Genomic DNA, 21,363 nt, shown 5'->3' on the forward strand with positions numbered 1-21,363 from the left:
GAGTTAAATTTGACGTCTTAATAATGAGCAGGGGTTTTTAGCCACTGCTCATTATTAATTAGTACTAATAGGTAAGATAATTATTTAACTACCTTATACAGGTTTACTTTTAGTATGAAAAGTGTGTAAAATCAATGTGATACATAGAAAAAAGGGTGGGGAATTACGTGCAAATTAGCAGTGCGATTTTATGTTTCGTCTTATATGCATATGTTATAATTGCGGCGGTTTATTTTGGGATAAGTTTTTACGCCTATCGTTTAGCAAATAATAGTGAATATGAAGAAACATACAAATGGGTGAAAAGATATTTGTCACCTGTACTAGAGATTATGAATGGATTTGTTCTTTTTTTATTTATTGGATTAATTGCTTTCTCAACGAGTTTAGTAGGGAATAAGACTACGTTATTTGTACTAGGTATCATTATTTTTATGCTATTAGGAATTCGGATTGGTAATACGGTGTTTTGGAACGAAAGAAAAATAGATGGTTGGACAGGGATGTTTATTCCATGTATGTTAGCTGCAATTGTGACGAATATAGAACATGAATATTATCAATTACATTTTTGGCTTATCATTGTTTTAACAATCCTCTCTGTTTTGTATATAAGTACTGTCGTGCTAACATACATCGCAAATGAAAAAGGAGATGCAAAAGGTGCGCGCTTCTTTAGAGGGCGTGCATTATTATGGAGTGTGCCGACGATGGCAGTTATAGGAATTATTGCGATATTAGTAAATGGATATCAATTTACTAATTGGCAATTGTTTTTAGAAACTTGGTGGATCTTCATTGTTTCGCTTGTAGCTTTTTTAGGCGCAACACATTATTTATTCCATCAACATCATTACATATTGGCACTGTTATTCGCATTTACACAACTGTTATTTGCTTTTTTCGGACAAGAAACGCTATTGTTCGTTTTTGAAACATTTAGTTCATTTGGAAATATATTTGTATTTGGTATGTTGATTTTCGGTATCGCGTTTTATTTACAACAGTATTTTTATATGCAAAAACAAAAATAAGAAGTATATACAGGTTTTTGTAGCGAATTTAAAGTATGTTACAATAAAAGTACATAGTACTTGATGTTATTGGAGGAATTCCTGTGGGCGAAAAAGAGAAAGAATTTGCTGTTATTGGGCTTGGTCGTTTTGGTGGAAGTATTTGCCGTGAATTAGCTCAATTAGGTATGGAAGTAATGGCAATTGACTCAGATGAGGATAAAATTAATGAGTTTGCAAATATAGCTTCGCATGCTGTAATTGCAGATTCAACAGATGAGATGGTATTAAAAAGTCTTGGTATTCGTAATTTTGATCATGTAGTCGTTGCTATTGGAGATAATTTGAATTCAAGTATTTTAACAACGTTAATTTTGAAAGAATTAGGTGTGAAAAATATTACTGTAAAAGCTCAAAATGACTATCATGAAAAAGTGTTAAGTAAAATAGGGGCAGATCATATTGTGCATCCAGAACGAGATATGGGAAAAAGGATTGCTAATAATATCGCATCAAGTAATGTGTTAGATTACCTAGAGCTTTCAGATGAGCATAGTATTGTAGAGATTATCGCAAATAAAAAAATTGATGGGCACTCTTTAATTGAATTAGATATTCGTGCGAAGTTTGGTTTGAACATTGTAGCAATTAAACGTGGGAAAGAAGTTATCGTATCTCCTCGAGCTACAGAAAACATTCAGGCGGGAGATATATTAATTGTAATTGGTCATGACGATGAAGTAGATCGTTTTAAGCATTTTTTAAGATAAGAGAAAAGGACAATGCCGAGGAGGCATTGTCCTTTTTCTTATATTTCCATAATGATTGGTAAAATCATTGGACGACGTTTCGTTTTTTCGTATAGGAATGGTGCTAATGTGTCTGTAATCTCATTTTTAATTTCAGACCATTGTGTTGTTTTTCGCTCCATTACTTTTTCTAAATGTGTTGTAATTAAAGTTTGAGCATCGTTGATTAAATCGCTGCTTTCACGCATATAAACGAAACCACGCGAGATGATATCAGGTCCTGCTGCAACTTTAAATTCTTTCATATCAATGCTTACAACTACAATAACAAGTCCTTCTTCAGAAAGAATGCGACGATCACGTAATACGATATTACCGATATCTCCAATACCATTTCCATCGATATAGACAGAGCCAGATGGGATTTTCCCAGCTACGCTTGCTTCATCAGAACGTAAAGCGAGAACATCCCCGTTATCCATAATGAAACAATTTTCTTCTGGAATACCACAATCATTCGCTAATTTCATATGCATACGTTGCATACGATATTCACCATGAATTGGCATGAAATATTTCGGCTTAATAAGACGTAGCATTAACTTTTGTTCTTCTTGTCCACCGTGTCCACTCGTATGAATATTTGAGAGTTTACCATGGATTACATCAGCGCCAGCGCGGTACAACATGTTAATTGTACGACTTACACTAATTGTATTGCCTGGGATTGGTGAGGAAGAGAAAACAACTGTATCGCCAGGGATAATTTGAATTTGACGATGTGTACCATTGGCAATACGTGAAAGTGCTGCCATCGGCTCCCCTTGACTACCTGTACATAACATAACAACTTTATTAGCTGGTAGGCGGTTTAGCTGAGATGAGTCTATGAATGTATCCTTTGGACACCGGATATAACCAAGGTTTTGTCCGATTTCAATAGCTGCTTCCATACTTCGACCGAATACAGCTACTTTACGATTGTTTTCAACAGCAGCCTCAACAACTTGTTGTAAGCGATGGATATTCGATGCAAAGGTTGCGAATATAATACGACCGTCTACTTTGCGGAATATATCTTGAATACTATCACCAACGCGGCGCTCAGACATCGTAAAGTTTGGCACTTCACTATTTGTACTATCAGATAAGAGACAAAGTACACCGTCTTTTCCGATTTCGGCCATTTTTGTTAAATCTGCTGGCTCGCCGACTGGTGTGAAATCAAATTTGAAATCACCAGTATGAACGACTTGTCCTTGAGGTGTTTTCACAACAACTCCGTATGAATCCGGAATACTGTGAGTTGTACGGAAGAAGGAAACAGATGTCTTTTTGAATTTAATAACATCATCTTCTTGAATTTCATAAAGTTTTGCTTTACGAAGTAATCCGTGCTCTTCTAATTTGTTTTTTATTAGGGCAATTGCTAATTTTCCGCCGTAAATTGGAATGTTTACTTGACGTAATAGATAAGGAATTCCACCGATATGATCTTCGTGACCATGTGTAATGAATAACCCTTTAATTTTATCTTCGTTTCGCACAAAATAAGTGTAATCTGGTATTACATAATCGATCCCGAGGAGTTCGTCTTCTGGAAATTTAATTCCAGCGTCAATTATAATAATTTCATCTTGAAATTGAACAGCATATGTATTTTTACCGATTTCACCAAGACCACCTAGGGCAAAAACGGCAGCTTGATCATTTTTTAGGAATTTCATATGACTATACGATCTCCGCTAATATTAAATCAGCGTTTTGTTTTTCATATTCAAGATGAGCACCAGTAACAGACTGAACGAACTCGATATTATATGCGAACTTTTGTAATTTTTTACGAACATCCTTTTGAGACGTAGCCTCTAAATATAAAACTTTTGTATTTTCACGTACTGGGACCTCAGTTAATTTTTCTTGATAAAATACTTTAAAAATCATTTGGAAAACCTCTCCTTGTCTATGTTTTGCATTATCTGTTACTTATTATAAAGCAAACAGTCACGATTTTCATGTTTTTTCGAATGAGAATGAAGAAAAAGCCCGAAATGGGCACAATTTAAGCGATTGTCTTCTTACGGACTAAATCGTTTAAATAACGCTTGAGCTTTTTCTTCAGCTTCTTCAGCATGATTACTCCTTCCTTTCCTTATTTTAAACATGCATATTACTAATGGTAACTCCGTCCCCGTATAAGAAAGAAGGTTTAGAAGTTGATTGTGAATCTTGTCCTTTCCAGTACAGTACTAGTTATCCTGTAGTAACGATTAGTAGCCGTTAGTTATAGGCATAGTATGAGAAAGAATAGAAAAGAAAATTCATCCGAACAAGTATCCACATTTGTTACTAATATATATATGCACGTTTCATAAATAAGGTCAGAAAGTGAACGCTTTCTTCACAGATGTTTAATATGTTATACTTTTTTTTGAAATTTGAAAAGTGATAATCAAAATAGGAATATAGAGTGCCAGAAAGGATTTTGACAAATGAATGATAAAATTGTCTTTTTTGATATTGATGGAACATTATTAGATCATGATAAAAACATTCCGCAATCTACAAGAGATGCAGTAAGAGATTTACAAGAAAAAGGTGTGCATGTAGCGATTGCGACAGGGCGTGCGCCATTTATGTTTGAAGATATTCGTGAGGAACTCAATATACATAATTATGTTAGTTTTAACGGACAGTATGTTGTATTTGAGGATGAGGTATTATTTAATAATCCATTACATCCTGATGCTCTACATAAGTTTACTCAGTTTGCAAAACAAGAAGGATATCCACTTGTATATCTTGACCATCAAGAAATGAGAGCGTCAGTGGAATATCATGATTATGTAAAAGAAGGTTTTGGAAGCTTACAATTTGAGCATCCGGCATATGAACCTGATTTTTATGAGAAACGCGATATTTATCAAACGCTTCTTTTTTGTGAAGTAAACGAAGAAGAAAAGTTTATTCATCATTATCCAGATTTTCATTTTATACGCTGGCATGCATATTCAATGGATATTATTCCTAATGGTGGTTCTAAGGCAAAAGGGATTGAGAAGTTTATTGAGAAAATAGGATTTAATCGTGAACAAGTATATGCATTTGGGGACGGATTAAATGATTTAGAAATGATTGAAGCAGTAGGAACGGGCATTGTGATGGGGAATGGTCATGAGGATTTGAAAAAACTTGCTAATTATGTGACAAAAGATGTTAATGAAGACGGTATTTATCACGGATTAAAGTGGGCTGGCTTGTTATAAGTAAGTGTGGAACCCATTTCATATAATAAAAAGGCGGAAGGTTAACTTCCGCCTTTTTACTATTATCGCTCGAGAGGTTTTGAATCATCGGGAGCCACAAATGGATTGTCTTTATTAATATGGTCATAGAACATAACACCGTTTAAATGGTCGATTTCATGTTGGAATACAATTGCTGGTAAACCTTTTAATCGCAGTTTTACGTCTTCACCGTTAATCGTTGTTGCCTTTACTGTAATTCTTGTGTAACGAGGGACATAACCAGGTACGTCACGGTCTACAGATAGACAACCTTCACCATTTTGTAAATATGTACGTTCAACAGAATGACTAATGATTTTTGGGTTGAATAATGCGTAGCTATATAACGTATCGTTCGTATCAGTTACATGAACCGCAATCATTTTCTTTGAAATACCGATTTGCGGAGCCGCTAATCCGATTCCGGGGCGTAAATTATATTTTTCAGCCATTTCAGGGTCCTGGCTATTTATTACAAATTCAATCATTTCTTTAAGCGTATTTGTATCTTCCTCGCTAGCAGGTAAGGAGACCTCTTCTGCGACGTCGCGCAAAATAGGATTTCCTTCACGAATTACCTCATTCATTGTAAGCATATGTAATCTCTCCTTTCTTCTTTAGTCTACCAAAGGAGATAAAAAAAGTCATCGGCAAGTAAGGAAGAGCTACTTGGAAACAAATCTTCTATAGATAAGTTATGTAATAAAAGAAAAGACGGCAAAGCCGTCTGTTTCTTTCCATAGTTGTTTCATTTTACATTAATTAGCGAATGCAAGCAGCACCAACGATAATTAAAAGGATAAACAACACAACGATTAAGGCGAAGCCGCGTCCAGATCCGCCACAAGAACCGCCATAACCGTAGGAAGGATATGAACAAGTTGTTGGATAGCAATATGAGTATCCGTACATGAGATGACCTCCTTTATCATTTCCCGCTAATACTGCGGTTACTATAATGTATGGAGGAATGATCAGAAATGTATAGGTATTTACCTATAAAAGGAAGAAGTGTTTGTATAATTTCATTGAGAAGAGAGAAAAACTAAAGAGAATTAAATCGTTTACATATTATTCTAAGAGAAAAAACAAGTTAAAAAGGGAATAATATAACAGTAGGTTATTGCTTACTAATACAGATGTGAAAAATAAAAACACGTTTGTGTAGAGGAGACCTGCATATTATTTATAAAAAAACGTATTCAAAGTAATTGACATCGTAATTAGAATAGTTGTAAACTAAAAAACGTGATCAAGATTGTATTAATATGTTTTTGAAAAAACATTAGTACAGATTGTTAGGTACACAAAATTATTCTCAACCGACAGACAAACTTGTTGGTTTACATTGTTGCGCTTTCAGTCTAGTTAATAGGTAGTGAAAGCGTTTCAGAATATGGTTCAAGAGAGGAAGAGGTGAACGGAATGGGTACTAAAACAAAAAAGACCCTATTTAATGTTGATGAGCAAATGAAAGCTATCGCAGCTCAATTTGAAACATTACAAATTTTAAATGAAAAAGGCGAAGTTGTGAATGAAGCAGCTATGCCTGAATTATCTGATGATCAATTAAAAGAATTAATGCGCCGTATGGTGTATACTCGCGTACTAGATCAACGTTCTATTTCTTTAAACCGTCAAGGACGTTTAGGTTTCTACGCACCAACTGCTGGACAAGAGGCTTCTCAATTAGCAAGTCATTTCGCACTTGAAGCAGAAGATTTCATCTTACCAGGATATCGTGATGTTCCACAATTAGTGTGGCACGGTCTACCATTATATCAAGCATTCTTATTCTCTCGTGGACATTTCATGGGTAACCAAATGCCTGAGAATGTAAATGCACTTGCTCCACAAATCATTATCGGTGCGCAAATCATCCAAACTGCTGGTGTTGCGTTAGGTATGAAACTACGTGGTAAAAAATCTGTTGCAATTACTTACACTGGTGACGGTGGTGCTTCACAAGGTGACTTCTACGAAGGTATGAACTTTGCGGGTGCATTCAAAGCTCCAGCAATCTTCGTTGTACAAAACAACCGTTATGCAATCTCTACTCCAGTAGAAAAGCAATCTGCAGCTAAAACTGTAGCACAAAAAGCAGTAGCAGCAGGTATTTACGGAATTCAAGTAGACGGTATGGATCCATTAGCTGTATACGCAGCAACTGCATTCGCTCGTGAGCGCGCAGTAAACGGCGAAGGTCCTACTTTAATCGAGACTTTAACATTCCGTTATGGTCCACATACAATGGCTGGTGATGACCCAACTCGTTACCGTACAAAAGATATCGAAAACGAATGGGAACAAAAAGATCCAATCGTACGCTTCCGTGCATTCTTAGAAAACAAAGGCCTATGGTCTCAAGAAGTTGAAGAGAAAGTAATCGAAGAAGCAAAAGAAGATATCAAACAAGCAATTGCTAAGGCTGACCAAGCTCCAAAACAAAAAGTTACTGATTTAATGGAAATCATGTACGAAAAAATGCCTTACAACTTAGCTGAACAATATGAAATTTACAAAGAAAAGGAGTCGAAGTAAGCCATGGCTCAAATGACAATGATTCAAGCAATCACTGATGCTTTACGCGTTGAAATGAAAAATGATCCTAACGTACTTGTGTTTGGTGAAGACGTTGGTGTAAACGGCGGAGTATTCCGTGCTACTGAAGGTTTACAAGCTGAATTTGGTGAAGATCGTGTAATGGATACTCCACTTGCAGAGTCTGGTATTGGTGGACTTGCAGTTGGACTTGCACTTGAAGGCTTCCGTCCAGTTCCAGAAATCCAATTCTTCGGTTTCATTTATGAAGTAATGGATTCAGTTTCTGGTCAATTAGCTCGTATGCGTTACCGTTCTGGTGGACGTTGGACTGCTCCAGTAACAATTCGTTCTCCATTCGGTGGTGGCGTTCATACTCCTGAACTACATGCTGATAGCTTAGAAGGATTAGTGGCTCAACAACCTGGTCTAAAAGTTGTTATTCCATCTACTCCATACGATGCAAAAGGTCTTTTAATCTCTGCGATTCGTGACAACGATCCAGTTATCTACTTAGAGCATATGAAATTGTACCGTTCATTCCGTCAAGATGTACCAGAAGGCGATTACACAATTGATTTAGGTAAAGCTGATATCAAACGTGAAGGTACAGATGTATCTGTTATCGCTTATGGTGCTATGGTTCATGCTGCATTAAAAGCTGCTGAAGAACTTGAAAAAGAAGGTATCTCTTTAGAGGTTGTTGACTTACGTACAGTTCAACCATTAGATATCGAAACAATCATCGCTTCTGTTGAAAAAACAGGTCGCGTAGTTGTAGTTCAAGAAGCTCAAAAACAAGCTGGTATTGCAGCTAACGTTGTAGCGGAAATTAACGACCGTGCAATCTTAAACTTAGAAGCTCCAGTTGTACGTGTTGCAGCTGCTGATACAGTATTCCCATTCTCTCAAGCTGAGAGCGTATGGTTACCAAACCATAAAGATATTGTTGAAGCTGTTAACAAAGTAATGAACTTCTAATTTTTAGTTTTTCATGTGCAAAAGAAATCAGCACATGCTGGTTTCTTTTGTACATATTCCATAATAATGAAATGAATCAGGGGGCTGAATTCCGTGGCATTTGAATTTAAACTACCAGATATCGGTGAAGGTATCCACGAAGGTGAAATCGTAAAATGGTTTATTAAACCAGGCGATGAAGTAAATGAAGACGATGTACTTCTTGAAGTACAAAATGATAAAGCAGTAGTAGAAATCCCTTCTCCTGTTAAAGGTAAAGTACTTGAAGTACTTGTAGAAGAAGGAACAGTTGCAATTGTAGGAGATACATTAATTAAATTTGATGCTCCTGGATACGAAAACCTTAAATTTAAAGGTGACGATCATGATGAAGCTCCAAAAGCTGAAGAAGCAGCAGTAGAAGCTCCAGCAGCGGAAGCTACTCCAGCAGCAACTGCAGAAGTAGTAAATGAGCGTGTAATCGCTATGCCATCTGTTCGTAAATATGCTCGTGAAAAAGGTGTAGATATTCATAAAGTAGCTGGTTCTGGTAAGAACGGCCGTGTTGTGAAAACTGACATCGATGCATTTGCAAATGGTGGACAAACTGTAGCAGCAACTGAGGCTCCAGCAGCAGTAGAAGCTACTCCAGCAGCAGCAGCGAAAGAAGAAGCACCAAAAGCACAACCAATCCCAGCTGGTGAATATCCAGAAACTCGTGAGAAAATGAGTGGTATCCGTAAAGCGATTGCAAAAGCAATGGTTAACTCTAAGCATACAGCTCCTCACGTAACATTAATGGACGAAGTAGATGTAACAGAACTTGTTGCTCACCGTAAGAAGTTCAAAGCTGTTGCAGCTGACAAAGGTATTAAATTAACTTACCTTCCATACGTTGTAAAAGCTTTAACATCTGCATTACGTGAATTCCCAATGTTGAATACTGCTTTAGACGATGCTTCTCAAGAAATCGTTCATAAACATTACTTCAACATCGGTATCGCAGCTGATACAGACAAAGGTCTATTAGTACCAGTTGTTAAAGATACAGATCGTAAATCTATCTTTACTATTTCTAATGAGATCAATGAACTTGCTGGTAAAGCACGTGACGGTCGTTTAGCTCCAACTGAAATGAAAGGTGCTTCTTGCACAATTACAAACATTGGTTCTGCAGGTGGACAATGGTTCACTCCAGTTATCAATCACCCAGAAGTAGCAATCCTTGGTATCGGCCGTATCGCTGAGAAACCAGTTGTGAAAAATGGTGAGATCGTTGCAGCTCCAGTATTAGCATTATCTCTAAGCTTTGACCATCGTTTAATTGACGGCGCAACTGCTCAAAAAGCATTAAACCAAATTAAACGTCTATTGAATGACCCACAATTATTAGTAATGGAGGCGTAATAACAATGGTAGTAGGAGATTTCCCAATTGAATTAGATACAGTCGTTGTTGGTGCAGGTCCTGGTGGATACGTTGCGGCAATTCGTGCAGCACAATTAGGTCAAAAGGTAGCAATTATTGAAAAAGCTAACCTTGGTGGCGTATGCTTAAACGTTGGATGTATTCCTTCAAAAGCGTTAATCAATGCAGGTCATCGTTATGAGAATGCAATGCATTCTGATGACATGGGTATCACTGCAGAGAACGTAAAAGTTGACTTTACAAAAGTTCAAGAATGGAAAAACGGCGTAGTTAAGAAATTAACTGGCGGTGTTGAAGGCCTTCTTAAAGGTAATAAAGTTGAAATCATTCGCGGTGAAGCTTACTTCGTAGATGCTAACACATTACGCGTAATGACTGAAGATGCAGCTCAAACTTATACGTTTAAAAATGCTGTTCTTGCAACTGGTTCTACACCAATCGAAATTCCTGGATTCAAATACTCTAAACGTGTTATCAACTCTACAGGCGCTCTAAGCTTACCTGAAATTCCTAAAAAACTTGTTGTAATCGGCGGCGGTTACATCGGTATGGAATTAGGTACTGCATATGCTAACTTCGGTACAGAAGTTACTGTAGTAGAAGCTGGCGACGAAATCTTAGCTGGTTTCGAAAAAGCAATGAGTTCTGTTGTTAAACGTGCCCTTCAAAAGAAAGGTAACGTAAATATCCATACAAAAGCTATGGCTAAAGGCGTTGAAGAAACAGAAACTGGCGTAAAAGTTAGCTTCGAAGTTAAAGGTGAAATCCAAACTGTAGAAGCAGATTACGTATTAGTAACTGTAGGTCGTCGTCCAAACACTCAAGAAATCGGTCTTGAGCAAGTTGGAGTTAAAATGACTGACCGCGGTATCATCGAAATCGATGAGCAATGCCGTACAAACGTACCAAACATCTATGCAATCGGTGATATCGTTCCTGGACCACCATTAGCTCACAAAGCTTCTTACGAAGGTAAAGTAGCTGTTGAAGTAATTAGTGGCCATGCATCAGCTATCGATTACATCGGAATTCCTGCAGTATGCTTCACTGATCCAGAATTAGCATCTGTTGGTTACACTAAGAAACAAGCTGAAGAAGCAGGAATGACTGTAGCTGTATCTAAGTTCCCATTCGCTGCAAACGGTCGTGCGTTATCATTAAACAGCACAGACGGTTTCTTACAACTTGTAACACGTAAAGAAGATGGTCTTCTTGTAGGTGCTCAAGTTGCAGGCGCAGGCGCTTCTGATATTATTTCTGAGATTGGTTTAGCTATCGAAGCTGGTATGACAGCAGAAGATATCGCTCAAACAATCCACGCTCACCCAACATTAGGTGAAATCACAATGGAAGCAGCTGAAGTTGCTCTTGGAATGCCAATTCACATTGTAAAATAATTTAAGTAATGTAAATAACCCATCTCTTATTTAAAGAGATGGGTTATTTTTATTTTCATAAAATGACTTGCAAGGTCTTTATATGTACTTGTCGAATGAATATATAATACTTTAAATGAATCGTTAGAATATATGCAGTTGTATAATATGTAATTGATTCAAACTTAATCCCATATATTAATAAAATAGAGCATGTCAAAGGAGAAGGTTCCATGAAAATATTACATGTTATATTTTATCATTTTTTATTATGGAGTGGTTTTTCCGTTGTATTAACATTATCGAATGGTGATAAGTTTCATTATAAAGTAATTCTCTTTTTCGTATTTCTTTATTTAGCATATGTAATTGCATGTTTTCTATTACACGTAAGGAAGCAGGCTTTATTACTTACATGTTCGAATTGTATACTCTTTTTAATTCTATTCTCTATTTTTTAAATTAACGTTTATAGAAATACATTGTTCTTCCATTAAATAGTTGTAACTCTCCTTCTAATTTCTTCGCTAGAAAACGGCTAAATTCATTTGCTTTTCCCTTATCACCAAATGTTGCTGTAGTAGGTAAAGAAATTTGAATGAAAGATTGTTCCTTTTCTATTCCAATCCCCACATAAATAGAATCATATCGATCGTGACTCGATTGGAGCTTTAATGTTGTTGCTGATGTATCTAATATTTCATAAGGAAAAGCTGTATTTGTATAAGCATAATTAATTTGATCACCAGTCTTGGAAGTAACGGTTTTATAATTATGAAAAAGGTGTTTTACATCCTCTATTGAAACAGATTGTTGATTGGATTTAGGTACAAGTGTGATAAAGGCGTGTTGCATACAAATTCCCCCTAGCTTAGTAGAATAATATTATTCTACATCCTACTGAATTTTTTGACAATTAAAAGGAGTATTCCTTTTTTTGTTTAATATATTATTGAGTAGGAAGTGTTGTTTAGAAAGGTGGAAACTGATGTTTGAAAAATTGTATGATGAGCATGAAAGTGTGAAGGTACGATTTTTAGGATTCATGACGCATGATACACGTTATGATTTTGGTGTTATTTATACAAATATGTTTTTTGGAAAGCCGCTTATTGTTTGTATGCAAACAGGGAGATCTACTTTGCTTGGGCGAGATGATGTAGAAAATGTTCCATATATACAAGAAACTTTTAAGTTAGGATCGGAAGAGGAGGCGGAGGAGTTAGCTCAGTTTTTTAAATTTCTTGTTCCGTCTACTTCCTTGCATGCGGAGTATGAAGAATAATTAACAAGAAACAGTCGTACGTATGAGATATGGCTGTTTTTTTGCGTCAATATCGCATACTAATTTAAATTTAAAATATTCAATGTGTTATACTAAAAACCTATTGACGTAAAAAGTATAACATATTACAATAAAGACAGAAAGTTAAGCGGTTACAAAAGTTTTTGGGATTATAAACTTAGGGGGAAATGAAAAATGGGAACAATCGTATGTCAAGATTGTGAAGGTACAATTGCACACTTCGAAGATGAGAAAGTAACGGTACTTTACGGGAAATGTGGATCTTGCGGATGTGAGCACACAGAACATACAAATGCCCAATAATTGATAGGAAATGGACAGCTAAAAGTTTTTAGGACCATAAACTTAGGGGGAAATGAAAAATGGGAACAATCGTATGCCAAGTATGTGAAGGAACAATCGGACATTTTGAGGATGAGAAAACGACAGTACTTTACGGAAAATGTGGTTCAAATTGTGACTGTGCTAGTAGAGACAATGCGAAAGCTTAATCATATATAAGTAGATTATTCTTAAAACTAAGGGGGAAATGAAAATGGGAACAATCGTATGCCAAGTATGTGAAGGAACAATCGGACATTTTGAAGATGAAAAATCAACAGTACTTTATGGGAAATGTGGATCTCATTGCGACTGTGAGCATAAAGAACATTCTAAAGCTTAATATTTAAGAAAAAACGCCTACACATGTAGGCGTTTTTTTAATAGATTGTAGTTGTATGTCCGACTGTTGCAACGATTGCATCATCTCTAATAGGAATAAATCCTATTGATGTTTGTGGTGTGTTAGGCGAACTGTAGTGGCTCATCATACGACTATCGATACGAGTAATAGTATCAGTCAAGAAAGCCGAAATAAATGCATAAGGGACTCGTCGTTCATTTAATGAGTAGATAATTTCTTCTTTTGTTTTTACACCTACGCCATGTCCGTAAAAAAAGAAATTTCCTAAATAGATTGTGTTTTCTCCTTGCCACTCGATCGTAGCTGGATTCACTTGTGGATTTTTAAAGTAAACGAGATCGCCTGGAACAAGATCGCCACCCGTTTTTGTTATGAGCTTTAAATCATGATCGTAGTCCCATGTATAAAGTAACAGGTTTGCAAATAGACGGTTGAAAGTTTTTTCCTCATACAATGATAGTAATGCTTTGTAAAAAATAATTATCATAGCGGTTGCGCATTCAGTTCCATATAGTTTTCCGTTTTTGAAAATATCTTGGATGGCAATGGAAGGGGCTATGTTTGGGAGTAGTTGAAATCCGCCAAGTGATGTTCTTTCCCAAAACTGAGGGTTGCAAAAAGATTGTTGAAATGTACGAAACTGAAATCCACTTTGAAAAAGTTCTAGCGCGGAAGTAATAATATTAACTCGTAAATTAAGATCAAAGCTGAGTTCATCAGCTGTTCGGAAGGAATAAACTTCTTGATTTCCTGCCATTATGGATAAAATTTGTTGTTTCTCAGCTGCAAATGGCTCATATTCGTTTGTGATATAAGGATGTACAATAGAACGGCCTATTACAATCATAATAGTATCCCCACCTATACGTTACATTCTTAAATATCGTATGAGAAAAGGAAAAAAAGGTGAAAGAAAAGCCTATCAACTGATAGGCTTGTACTCTTTAATAACACGTAATGTTTGTAATGTCATATCTTCAGGACCTTGTACAGGTAACCCAGCTTCTAAATTTTTAAGAATATACTCTAAGTTATCTTGTGTAATAATTTCCCCCGGAGTAAAGATTGGAATCCCTGGCGGATAAACCATAACAAAATCAGCTATAATACGACCTGCTGCGTTTTCAAATGGAATGACTTCTGTTTCTGAATAAAAAGCATCTCTAGGAGAAAGTGCTAGCACAGGTATTTCTGGTATTTCTACTTGTACTTGAACACCTTTGTCTGCTCTATTTCTATACGTTGCTGCTAAATCTTGTAATGCTGTAATAAGTGTATCTGTTTCACTTTCTGTATCTCCAAATGTGATAAGACAAAGTATGTTATATAAATCAGAGAGTTCTACTTCAATGTTGTAATGTTCTCTAAGCCATACTTCAGCCTGATGGCCTGTAATACCTAAATCTTTTACAGATACAATTATCTTTGTAGGATCATAGTTAAAAGTAGCATCTGTTCCTAGCATTTCTTTTCCAGGACAATAAAGATGCTCAATAGCATTAATAGCATTACGAACATGCTCAGCTAATTGTATTGTTTGTTCTATGAGAGCTGTTCCTTCTGTAGCAAGACGTTTTCTAGCAACATCAAGGGATGCTAACAAAATGTAAGAAGTTGATGTAGTCGTAAGCATGCTAATAATGGATTGGACATGCTTTACGTTCACAAGACCTTCTTTTACATTAAGAATAGAGCTTTGGGTTAAAGACCCACCTAATTTGTGAACACTTGTTGCTGCCATATCTGCACCTGCTTGCATAGCTGACATTGGTAGTTCATCATGAAAATGGATATGAACACCGTGAGCCTCATCAACAAGTACAGGAATATCGTAAGAATGAGCTAATTCTACAATCTGCTCTAAATCTGCAGCAAACCCAAAATATGTTGGATTTATAACAAGTAAGCCTTTCGCATCTGAGTGCTCTTCAAGAGCCTTTTTGACAGATTGAATTGTGATCCCATGTGAAATACCGAGCTTCGGATCAATCTCAGGATGCATGAAAATTGGTTTTGCACCTGAGAAAATAATAGCTGACATTACTGATTTATGCACATTCCGTGGCACGAGGATTTTATCCCCAGGACCGCACACGCTCATCACCATTGTCATAATTGCACCACTTGTACCTTGAATAGAAAAGAACGTATGATCTGCACCGAAAGCAGCGGCTGCTAAATCCTGTGCTTCTTTAATCATACCTTTTGGATGATGTAAATCATCGAGCGGCGCAATATTAATTAAATCAATTGCTAATGCATTATGCCCAATAAATTCGCGAAATGTAGGATCCATGCCCTGTCCTTTTTTATGACCAGGAATATGGAATTGAACTGGATTTCGCTTACTGTGCTCAACTAAAGCGGTAAACAATGGTGTTTCGTATTGGGACAATCTATACACCCCTTCTTCTTCGTAATATTTATTAGAGTTTGTTTTATATGATTTCATCTCATTCTAAAAGGAAATTAAGATGACAAACTTTTAGAATTTGACTTGTTTTTCTGCCATTCGCAAAAGTCTTTTTGGGGATGGTAGTCTCACTTTATTCTCTATAAAACAAAAGCATTATATCACCAATAATTATAGATGTATAGAAAAATTTCATTTTCAAGGTGAGTATGTTTAATAGTTATATTTTAAATACCACGAAGAGGAAGACAATTCCATTGAAATGGATAAATGGTGTATAATGCAGAGTGGCTATAGTGAAGAATAAAAGGTTCTTTTAAAGGTAGCATAATGGAAAAAGAAAGAATACTGAATGAGGTGCAAAAATGGAATATCAATATCCACTTGATTACGATTGGTCAAATGAAGAAATGGTAGCAGTTGTAAAGTTTTATGAAGCGATTGAAAAGGTATATGAAAAAGGGGTTTTGAGAGAAGATTTGATGGAATTATATCGTCGTTTTAAAGAGATTGTGCCATCGAAGGCAGCGGAGAAAAAAATTGATAAAGAATTTCAAGAAGTAAGTGGATATTCTATATATCGTACGATTCAAAGAGCAAAAGAAGTAGCAGAAAAAAAGATTGTAAAAATGTAAAAAGATTTTGAAAATTAAAATACAAAGTGCTATAATGTGATAACAACTAAAAACGGACAATATAAATTGTCCGTTTTCTACTATCGATTACAAAGTGCATATAAAGGAAGGAGTGGTTGCATCGTAGATTCAATCTTAGCAAGGAATTGTTCGTTGGTCATTGCTGAAAACTCCTCTGGTGATATATGAATACCGACTAATAATTCTGCTTTTTTTACAGTAGCTAAACGTTCAATCATCTTTTGTAAGTCTTCCGTTTCAAGCGTTTCATGTAATTTTACACCTGGTTTAGTATGGTCAATGGACCAAACGAAGTCATTTGGAATATTTGTTTTTAAATCATTTAAATGTTCTAAGAAGGCGTGAGCCGTCTCCACTTTTTGTGGACACTCATAGATTAAACCAAAGTATATGAAGGCATGAGTACCCCATAAACCAATTTGGAAGTGTGGTAACATTTTATATCCACGTTTATTTGTTGAAAAAGCAACCCAAGTATCGTTTGGTGGATTGACTTTGCGGCGTGCATGTTTTGCTACATGGTAGAAAAAGTTTTCGTCAGTTTGTTGTGATAAATATGCTGCAAACTGTTCCCCTAAAGCGTCTAGCTTAGGATGAATATTCGTTTTAATTGCGCTCATTCGTTCTTCAAGACCATCAACAGTAAAGACTTCAAAATCAGTTGATGTGAATGTTTGTAGTGTCATGATTGTTCCTCCAACTCCTATTTTGTTTTAATTTTAGCATAGCTTGTACTATTCATAAAAAAAACAGCACAAAAAAATTTAAATAAAAAAATATAATTTTGTTGCATAGATGATTTATCCAACATAGTATAGTATAAAACAAAAAATCAGAAAATTGAATCAATTCTAGTCCGAGGGCAGACGAATATTGGGAGGAGGCAAAAAAATGAGACAGGTGATTAATGCGTTAAAGAGAACAGATGCTGAAAAGAGAATTCCGGTGCTACGTTTGGAGCTAGATTATGAATTAGCAACTTTATATGATGCTATGATGGATAACGACAAACAGAAAAAAGAAGAGTGCGTACAAAAATTAGAAGTGTTAAGACTTGAAATGATCCGTTTAGAAGCGTAATAATAGTATATGTATAAATAATTAGTTGGTGCGAACCTTATAAAGGGTTCGTTTTTTCTGTGAACAGTATAGATCGGAGTGTTTAAACATGCAAGAAGTATGGAAAGACATCGATACACACGCGAAACAGTGGATTAGAGAAGCCGGAGAACATTTAATGGCGTCACTGAAAAAAACACTTATTATAGAAACAAAGTCAAATGCAGCTGATCTAGTAACAAACATGGACCGAGAAACGGAGCAGTTTTTAATTGGGAAAATTAAAGAAACATTCCCGGCTCATAATATTTTAGGAGAAGAAGGATACGGAGATGAGGTTACCTCTTCTAATGGGGTTGTTTGGTTAATTGATCCAATTGACGGCACGATGAACTTTGTTCACCAAAAAAGGAATTTCGCAATCTCAATCGGGATTTATGAGAACGGTATCGGAAAGATTGGTCTTATTTATGATCCAGTTCATGGCGAACTATATCATGCGGTAAAGGGAGAAGGAGCTTTTTGCAATGATTTAGCCATTCCCATGTTGGAAAAAGGAACGGTAGAGCATGGAATTATAGCTTTGAATGCGATATGGCTTACTAATAATCCATTGCTTAATATGGAAAAAATGATGATGCTCGTTAAGAAGGCGAGAGGTACGAGGTCATATGGTTGTGCAGCGTTAGAAATGGTATATGTTGCAACGGGAAGATTAGATGCATATGTAACACCGCGCTTATCGCCATGGGACTTTGGCGGGGGACAGATTATTGTAGAAGAAGTTGGCGGTAAAGTGACAACGTTCTTGGGAACGCCTCTGTCTATTGTAGAGAAAAGCAGTGTGTTAGTTGCAAAACCAGGAGTATACGAAGAATTATTACCATTTGTATCGCAATAATGAAAAAAAGTAAGAGGCATAAAGAAGCTTCTTACTTTTTAATGTTATTGCGATTTACGCATTTTTCTTTTTGTTACAAAACCGTATCCAACTGTAACAAATGTGCCGATAATGCAAATAATAATGCCGATGGGACTATTTTCAGCAATCATAATTCCGATACCAATTAAGAAGATAACACCGATGATTGCTGTTAATAAAAAGCGATATTGAATGTGTTCCATTTCTTCACCCTCCAATTTCATTTTACTTTCACAAAAGTAAGAATACAACTATATTTTCATTCTTGATTTTATTTTGATTGCCATTGTATCCCCTTCGCTCTTATAATAGAGAAGGATTAAAAAGACATTAGGAGTTGGACATGTTGAAAAAACGACAAGATTTACGAAATATAGCAATTATTGCCCACGTTGACCATGGTAAAACAACACTTGTTGACCAGTTATTACGTCAAGCGGGGACGTTCCGTGCGAATGAACATATTGAAGAACGCGCAATGGACTCAAATGATCTAGAAAGAGAACGTGGTATTACAATTTTAGCGAAGAATACTGCGATTCACTATGAAGATAAAAGAATTAACATTTTAGATACACCTGGTCACGCTGACTTCGGTGGAGAAGTAGAACGTATCATGAAAATGGTTGATGGTGTTCTACTTGTTGTTGATGCATATGAAGGTTGTATGCCACAAACACGATTTGTTTTAAAGAAAGCTCTTGAGCAAAACTTAACTCCAATCGTTGTTGTAAACAAAATTGACCGTGACTTCGCTCGCCCTGATGAAGTAGTTGATGAAGTAGTTGACTTATTCATCGAACTTGGTGCAAACGAAGATCAATTAGAGTTCCCAGTTGTATTTGCATCAGCAATGAACGGAACAGCAAGCTTAGATTCAAATCCAGCAAATCAAGAAGAGAATATGAAATCATTGTTTGACACAATTATTGAACATATTCCAGCACCAGTTGATAACAGTGAAGAGCCACTTCAATTCCAAGTAGCACTTCTTGATTACAATGACTATGTTGGTCGTATCGGGGTTGGACGCGTATTCCGCGGTACAATGAAAGTAGGACAACAAGTTGCATTAATGAAAGTTGACGGAAGTGTAAAACAATTCCGTGTAACTAAATTATTTGGTTACATTGGATTAAAACGTCAAGAAATTGAAGAAGCAAAAGCTGGAGATTTAGTAGCTGTTTCAGGTATGGAAGACATTAACGTAGGTGAAACGGTATGTCCGGTTGAGCATGAAGAGGCTTTACCATTATTACGTATTGATGAGCCAACGCTACAAATGACATTCCTTGTAAATAACAGCCCATTTGCAGGTCGTGAAGGTAAATTCATTACATCTCGTAAAATTGAAGAGCGTCTTCGTTCACAATTAGAAACAGATGTAAGTTTACGTGTAGATAATACAGATTCTCCTGATGCATGGATCGTATCTGGACGCGGGGAATTACATTTATCTATCTTAATTGAAAACATGCGTCGTGAAGGTTATGAACTACAAGTATCTAAGCCTGAAGTAATTATCAAAGATGTCGATGGCGTAAGAAGTGAGCCTGTAGAGCGCGTACAAATCGATGTGCCTGAAGAATACACTGGTTCTATTATGGAATCAATGGGTGCACGTAAAGGTGAAATGTTAGACATGGTGAATAACGGAAACGGTCAAGTTCGCCTTACTTTCATGGTTCCAGCACGTGGTTTAATTGGTTACACAACAGAATTCCTAACATTAACTCGTGGTTACGGTATTTTAAACCACACATTTGATTGCTACCAACCAGTACATGCTGGACAAGTGGGTGGACGTCGTCAAGGTGTTCTAGTTTCACTTGAAGCAGGAAAAGCATCACAATACGGTATTATGCAAGTTGAAGATCGCGGTGTAATCTTCGTTGAACCAGGTACAGAAGTATATGCTGGTATGATCGTTGGAGAACATACACGTGAGAACGATTTAACAGTTAACGTTGTAAAAATGAAACAACAAACTAACATTCGTTCTGCGACGAAAGATCAAACTTCAACAATGAAAAAACCACGCTTAATGACTTTAGAAGAGTCATTAGAGTACTTAAACGATGACGAGTTCTGTGAAGTAACTCCAGAATCAATTCGTCTACGTAAAAAGATTCTTGATAAGAGTGAGCGCGAAAGAGCTGCTAAGAAAAAGAAATCTGTTGAAGCATAAAATAATAGAAAAGCTACCTTTATGAAAGGTAGCTTTTTTTTTGTTTTATGTTTATTTTTTAGAATATTTACTCTTTTTTGTGGACAGTATTTTTTTTGCGAGTTACTCTTGTATTAAGTACATAAAGAGAATTTGTTTCATGAGAAGAGGTGAAAGATAGTGTTAGAAAGAATGTCATTTTTCGCGAAGCTTTGTAAAGTTGATGAAAATCCAGAGTTAGGGATGTGGTTGCTTTATGGAACAATAATTTTATTAAGCGCACTTGTATATAATTTAGGATTTGCAAGGAAGCTATCGGTACTAAAAAATATAGTGATATATACATCTTTAGCAATTGGATGCACGGTATTAACTTTTTTTGCAGTTTTTTTACCCGTTGGAGAGGGGCTCGTTGTAGCGGCAATTGTACTTGGAATTTATAGACTGCGTTTACGTCAAGCTAAACAACAAAAAACAGGGTGAAAAAGGAGGGGCTTTCATGCGCTCAGTACAAGATGCACTATATAATTGGTTAACAATTAAAACGGTTGCGGAAGCACGTCCAGATGATAGCGCTGCACAAGAAACGTATGTATTATTTCAAAATATAATATATGAAGAGCATAAATTACGAAATGTAGAAGTTGAAAAGAAAGAAGAAATGTATTTGATTACATATGAAATTGATGGAGAAATAAGGTGTGCAAGATTTCCGGTAGAAGCCATTGATTGTTTTTTGGATCAGATGAATCGTGAACCAGAAAAATACAAATAAGTCCTTATCTATATGATTAAGGACTT

At 36.1% G+C, this 21,363-nt stretch carries 27 protein-coding genes; 18 read left to right on the top strand and 9 right to left on the bottom strand.

What is annotated here, in order from left to right:
* Window positions 1-167: 167 nt before the first annotated feature.
* On the top strand, window positions 168-1,034 hold the full coding sequence (locus QCI75_RS07460; protein WP_002111505.1) for a hypothetical protein: 867 nt from the start codon (window positions 168-170) through the stop codon (window positions 1,032-1,034).
* 83 nt (window positions 1,035-1,117) lie between these two features.
* Complete coding sequence (locus tag QCI75_RS07465; RefSeq protein ID WP_000504032.1) at window positions 1,118-1,783, top strand: potassium channel family protein; 666 nt, start codon at window positions 1,118-1,120, stop codon at window positions 1,781-1,783.
* Window positions 1,784-1,821: 38 nt separating this feature from the next.
* Here QCI75_RS07465 and rnjA read toward each other — a convergent pair whose 3' ends face one another.
* On the bottom strand, window positions 1,822-3,489 hold the full coding sequence (gene rnjA, locus QCI75_RS07470; RefSeq protein WP_098779333.1) for a ribonuclease J1: 1,668 nt from the start codon (window positions 3,487-3,489) through the stop codon (window positions 1,822-1,824).
* Window positions 3,490-3,493: 4 nt separating this feature from the next.
* A complete protein-coding gene (locus tag QCI75_RS07475) occupies window positions 3,494-3,706 on the bottom strand; it encodes a DNA-dependent RNA polymerase subunit epsilon (protein WP_000576437.1) in 213 nt (70 codons plus the stop codon).
* A gap of 548 nt (window positions 3,707-4,254) precedes the next feature.
* Between QCI75_RS07475 and QCI75_RS07480 the strand changes: the two genes are divergently transcribed.
* Window positions 4,255-5,028: a Cof-type HAD-IIB family hydrolase gene (locus QCI75_RS07480; RefSeq protein WP_144503955.1), complete on the top strand. Its 774-nt coding sequence runs from the start codon at window positions 4,255-4,257 to the stop codon at window positions 5,026-5,028.
* Between the two features lie 62 nt (window positions 5,029-5,090).
* Here the strand turns inward: QCI75_RS07480 and def are convergent, their stop codons facing one another.
* Window positions 5,091-5,645 (bottom strand): peptide deformylase, encoded by a 555-nt coding sequence (def, locus tag QCI75_RS07485; protein WP_098779329.1) that lies wholly within the window; start codon window positions 5,643-5,645, stop codon window positions 5,091-5,093.
* A 166-nt stretch (window positions 5,646-5,811) separates the two neighbouring features.
* Window positions 5,812-5,961 carry a YjcZ family sporulation protein gene (locus tag QCI75_RS07490; RefSeq protein WP_000274565.1) on the bottom strand — a complete coding sequence of 50 codons (150 nt, stop codon included), beginning with the start codon at window positions 5,959-5,961 and terminating at the stop codon, window positions 5,812-5,814.
* 513 nt (window positions 5,962-6,474) lie between these two features.
* Here QCI75_RS07490 and pdhA point away from each other — a divergent pair.
* The 5 genes from pdhA to QCI75_RS07515 all read left to right on the top strand — a co-directional run bounded on the left by pdhA (window position 6,475) and on the right by QCI75_RS07515 (window position 11,815).
* Window positions 6,475-7,590: a pyruvate dehydrogenase E1 component subunit alpha gene (gene pdhA / locus QCI75_RS07495; protein WP_000536893.1), complete on the top strand. Its 1,116-nt coding sequence runs from the start codon at window positions 6,475-6,477 to the stop codon at window positions 7,588-7,590.
* A 3-nt stretch (window positions 7,591-7,593) separates the two neighbouring features.
* Window positions 7,594-8,571, top strand: coding sequence for a pyruvate dehydrogenase complex E1 component subunit beta (gene pdhB, locus QCI75_RS07500; protein WP_000068162.1), 978 nt, complete (start codon window positions 7,594-7,596; stop codon window positions 8,569-8,571).
* A gap of 93 nt (window positions 8,572-8,664) precedes the next feature.
* Window positions 8,665-9,957, top strand: a complete 1,293-nt coding sequence (pdhC, locus tag QCI75_RS07505) for a pyruvate dehydrogenase complex dihydrolipoyllysine-residue acetyltransferase (RefSeq protein WP_002111501.1) — start codon at window positions 8,665-8,667, stop codon at window positions 9,955-9,957.
* A gap of 5 nt (window positions 9,958-9,962) precedes the next feature.
* Window positions 9,963-11,375: a dihydrolipoyl dehydrogenase gene (gene lpdA / locus QCI75_RS07510; protein ID WP_000260105.1), complete on the top strand. Its 1,413-nt coding sequence runs from the start codon at window positions 9,963-9,965 to the stop codon at window positions 11,373-11,375.
* 212 nt (window positions 11,376-11,587) lie between these two features.
* Window positions 11,588-11,815, top strand: a complete 228-nt coding sequence (locus tag QCI75_RS07515) for a hypothetical protein (protein ID WP_070144671.1) — start codon at window positions 11,588-11,590, stop codon at window positions 11,813-11,815.
* A gap of 1 nt (window position 11,816) precedes the next feature.
* On the opposite strand, the gene QCI75_RS07520 is transcribed toward QCI75_RS07515, so the two are convergent.
* Entirely contained in the window at window positions 11,817-12,209 is a 393-nt protein-coding gene (locus QCI75_RS07520; protein WP_002145998.1) for a DUF1885 family protein, read from the bottom strand.
* Between the two features lie 133 nt (window positions 12,210-12,342).
* Here QCI75_RS07520 and QCI75_RS07525 point away from each other — a divergent pair, with 133 nt between their 5' ends.
* The 4 genes from QCI75_RS07525 to QCI75_RS07540 all read left to right on the top strand — a co-directional run bounded on the left by QCI75_RS07525 (window position 12,343) and on the right by QCI75_RS07540 (window position 13,324).
* Window positions 12,343-12,639, top strand: coding sequence for a DUF3055 domain-containing protein (locus QCI75_RS07525; protein ID WP_000462037.1), 297 nt, complete (start codon window positions 12,343-12,345; stop codon window positions 12,637-12,639).
* A 195-nt stretch (window positions 12,640-12,834) separates the two neighbouring features.
* Window positions 12,835-12,963 carry a GapA-binding peptide SR1P gene (locus QCI75_RS07530; protein WP_144503950.1) on the top strand — a complete coding sequence of 43 codons (129 nt, stop codon included), beginning with the start codon at window positions 12,835-12,837 and terminating at the stop codon, window positions 12,961-12,963.
* 59 nt (window positions 12,964-13,022) lie between these two features.
* Window positions 13,023-13,151, top strand: coding sequence for a GapA-binding peptide SR1P (locus QCI75_RS07535; protein ID WP_002033839.1), 129 nt, complete (start codon window positions 13,023-13,025; stop codon window positions 13,149-13,151).
* A gap of 44 nt (window positions 13,152-13,195) precedes the next feature.
* Entirely contained in the window at window positions 13,196-13,324 is a 129-nt protein-coding gene (locus tag QCI75_RS07540) for a GapA-binding peptide SR1P (RefSeq protein ID WP_098779321.1), read from the top strand.
* Between the two features lie 37 nt (window positions 13,325-13,361).
* Here the strand turns inward: QCI75_RS07540 and QCI75_RS07545 are convergent, their stop codons facing one another.
* Together QCI75_RS07545 and speA are read right to left on the bottom strand one after the other, a co-directional pair.
* Window positions 13,362-14,192, bottom strand: a complete 831-nt coding sequence (locus QCI75_RS07545) for a protein-glutamine gamma-glutamyltransferase (RefSeq protein WP_098779319.1) — start codon at window positions 14,190-14,192, stop codon at window positions 13,362-13,364.
* Window positions 14,193-14,267: 75 nt separating this feature from the next.
* A complete protein-coding gene (speA, locus tag QCI75_RS07550) occupies window positions 14,268-15,740 on the bottom strand; it encodes an arginine decarboxylase (RefSeq protein ID WP_144503948.1) in 1,473 nt (490 codons plus the stop codon).
* Window positions 15,741-16,123: 383 nt separating this feature from the next.
* On the opposite strand from speA, the gene QCI75_RS07555 reads away from it, so the two are divergent.
* Window positions 16,124-16,393, top strand: a complete 270-nt coding sequence (locus QCI75_RS07555; RefSeq protein ID WP_003191110.1) for a UPF0223 family protein — start codon at window positions 16,124-16,126, stop codon at window positions 16,391-16,393.
* Between the two features lie 80 nt (window positions 16,394-16,473).
* On the opposite strand, the gene QCI75_RS07560 is transcribed toward QCI75_RS07555, so the two are convergent.
* On the bottom strand, window positions 16,474-17,100 hold the full coding sequence (locus QCI75_RS07560) for a YktB family protein (RefSeq protein ID WP_002128876.1): 627 nt from the start codon (window positions 17,098-17,100) through the stop codon (window positions 16,474-16,476).
* Between the two features lie 205 nt (window positions 17,101-17,305).
* Here QCI75_RS07560 and QCI75_RS07565 point away from each other — a divergent pair, with 205 nt between their 5' ends.
* Together QCI75_RS07565 and QCI75_RS07570 are read left to right on the top strand one after the other, a co-directional pair.
* Window positions 17,306-17,494, top strand: coding sequence for a hypothetical protein (locus QCI75_RS07565; RefSeq protein WP_002121995.1), 189 nt, complete (start codon window positions 17,306-17,308; stop codon window positions 17,492-17,494).
* Window positions 17,495-17,582: 88 nt separating this feature from the next.
* Entirely contained in the window at window positions 17,583-18,374 is a 792-nt protein-coding gene (locus QCI75_RS07570; protein ID WP_353760171.1) for an inositol monophosphatase family protein, read from the top strand.
* A 44-nt stretch (window positions 18,375-18,418) separates the two neighbouring features.
* Here the strand turns inward: QCI75_RS07570 and QCI75_RS07575 are convergent, their stop codons facing one another.
* Entirely contained in the window at window positions 18,419-18,598 is a 180-nt protein-coding gene (locus tag QCI75_RS07575) for a DUF5325 family protein (RefSeq protein WP_000400127.1), read from the bottom strand.
* A 140-nt stretch (window positions 18,599-18,738) separates the two neighbouring features.
* Between QCI75_RS07575 and typA the strand changes: the two genes are divergently transcribed.
* The 3 genes from typA to QCI75_RS07590 all read left to right on the top strand — a co-directional run bounded on the left by typA (window position 18,739) and on the right by QCI75_RS07590 (window position 21,337).
* Window positions 18,739-20,583 carry a translational GTPase TypA gene (gene typA, locus QCI75_RS07580; RefSeq protein ID WP_002111487.1) on the top strand — a complete coding sequence of 615 codons (1,845 nt, stop codon included), beginning with the start codon at window positions 18,739-18,741 and terminating at the stop codon, window positions 20,581-20,583.
* 159 nt (window positions 20,584-20,742) lie between these two features.
* Window positions 20,743-21,045, top strand: a complete 303-nt coding sequence (locus QCI75_RS07585; RefSeq protein WP_002066917.1) for a YlaH-like family protein — start codon at window positions 20,743-20,745, stop codon at window positions 21,043-21,045.
* Between the two features lie 16 nt (window positions 21,046-21,061).
* A complete protein-coding gene (locus tag QCI75_RS07590) occupies window positions 21,062-21,337 on the top strand; it encodes a hypothetical protein (RefSeq protein ID WP_144503942.1) in 276 nt (91 codons plus the stop codon).
* The last annotated feature ends 26 nt before the right edge of the window (window positions 21,338-21,363 follow it).

Source organism: Bacillus cereus group sp. RP43, assembly GCF_040459645.1.
Taxonomy (GTDB): Bacteria; Bacillota; Bacilli; order Bacillales; family Bacillaceae_G; genus Bacillus_A; species Bacillus_A mycoides_C.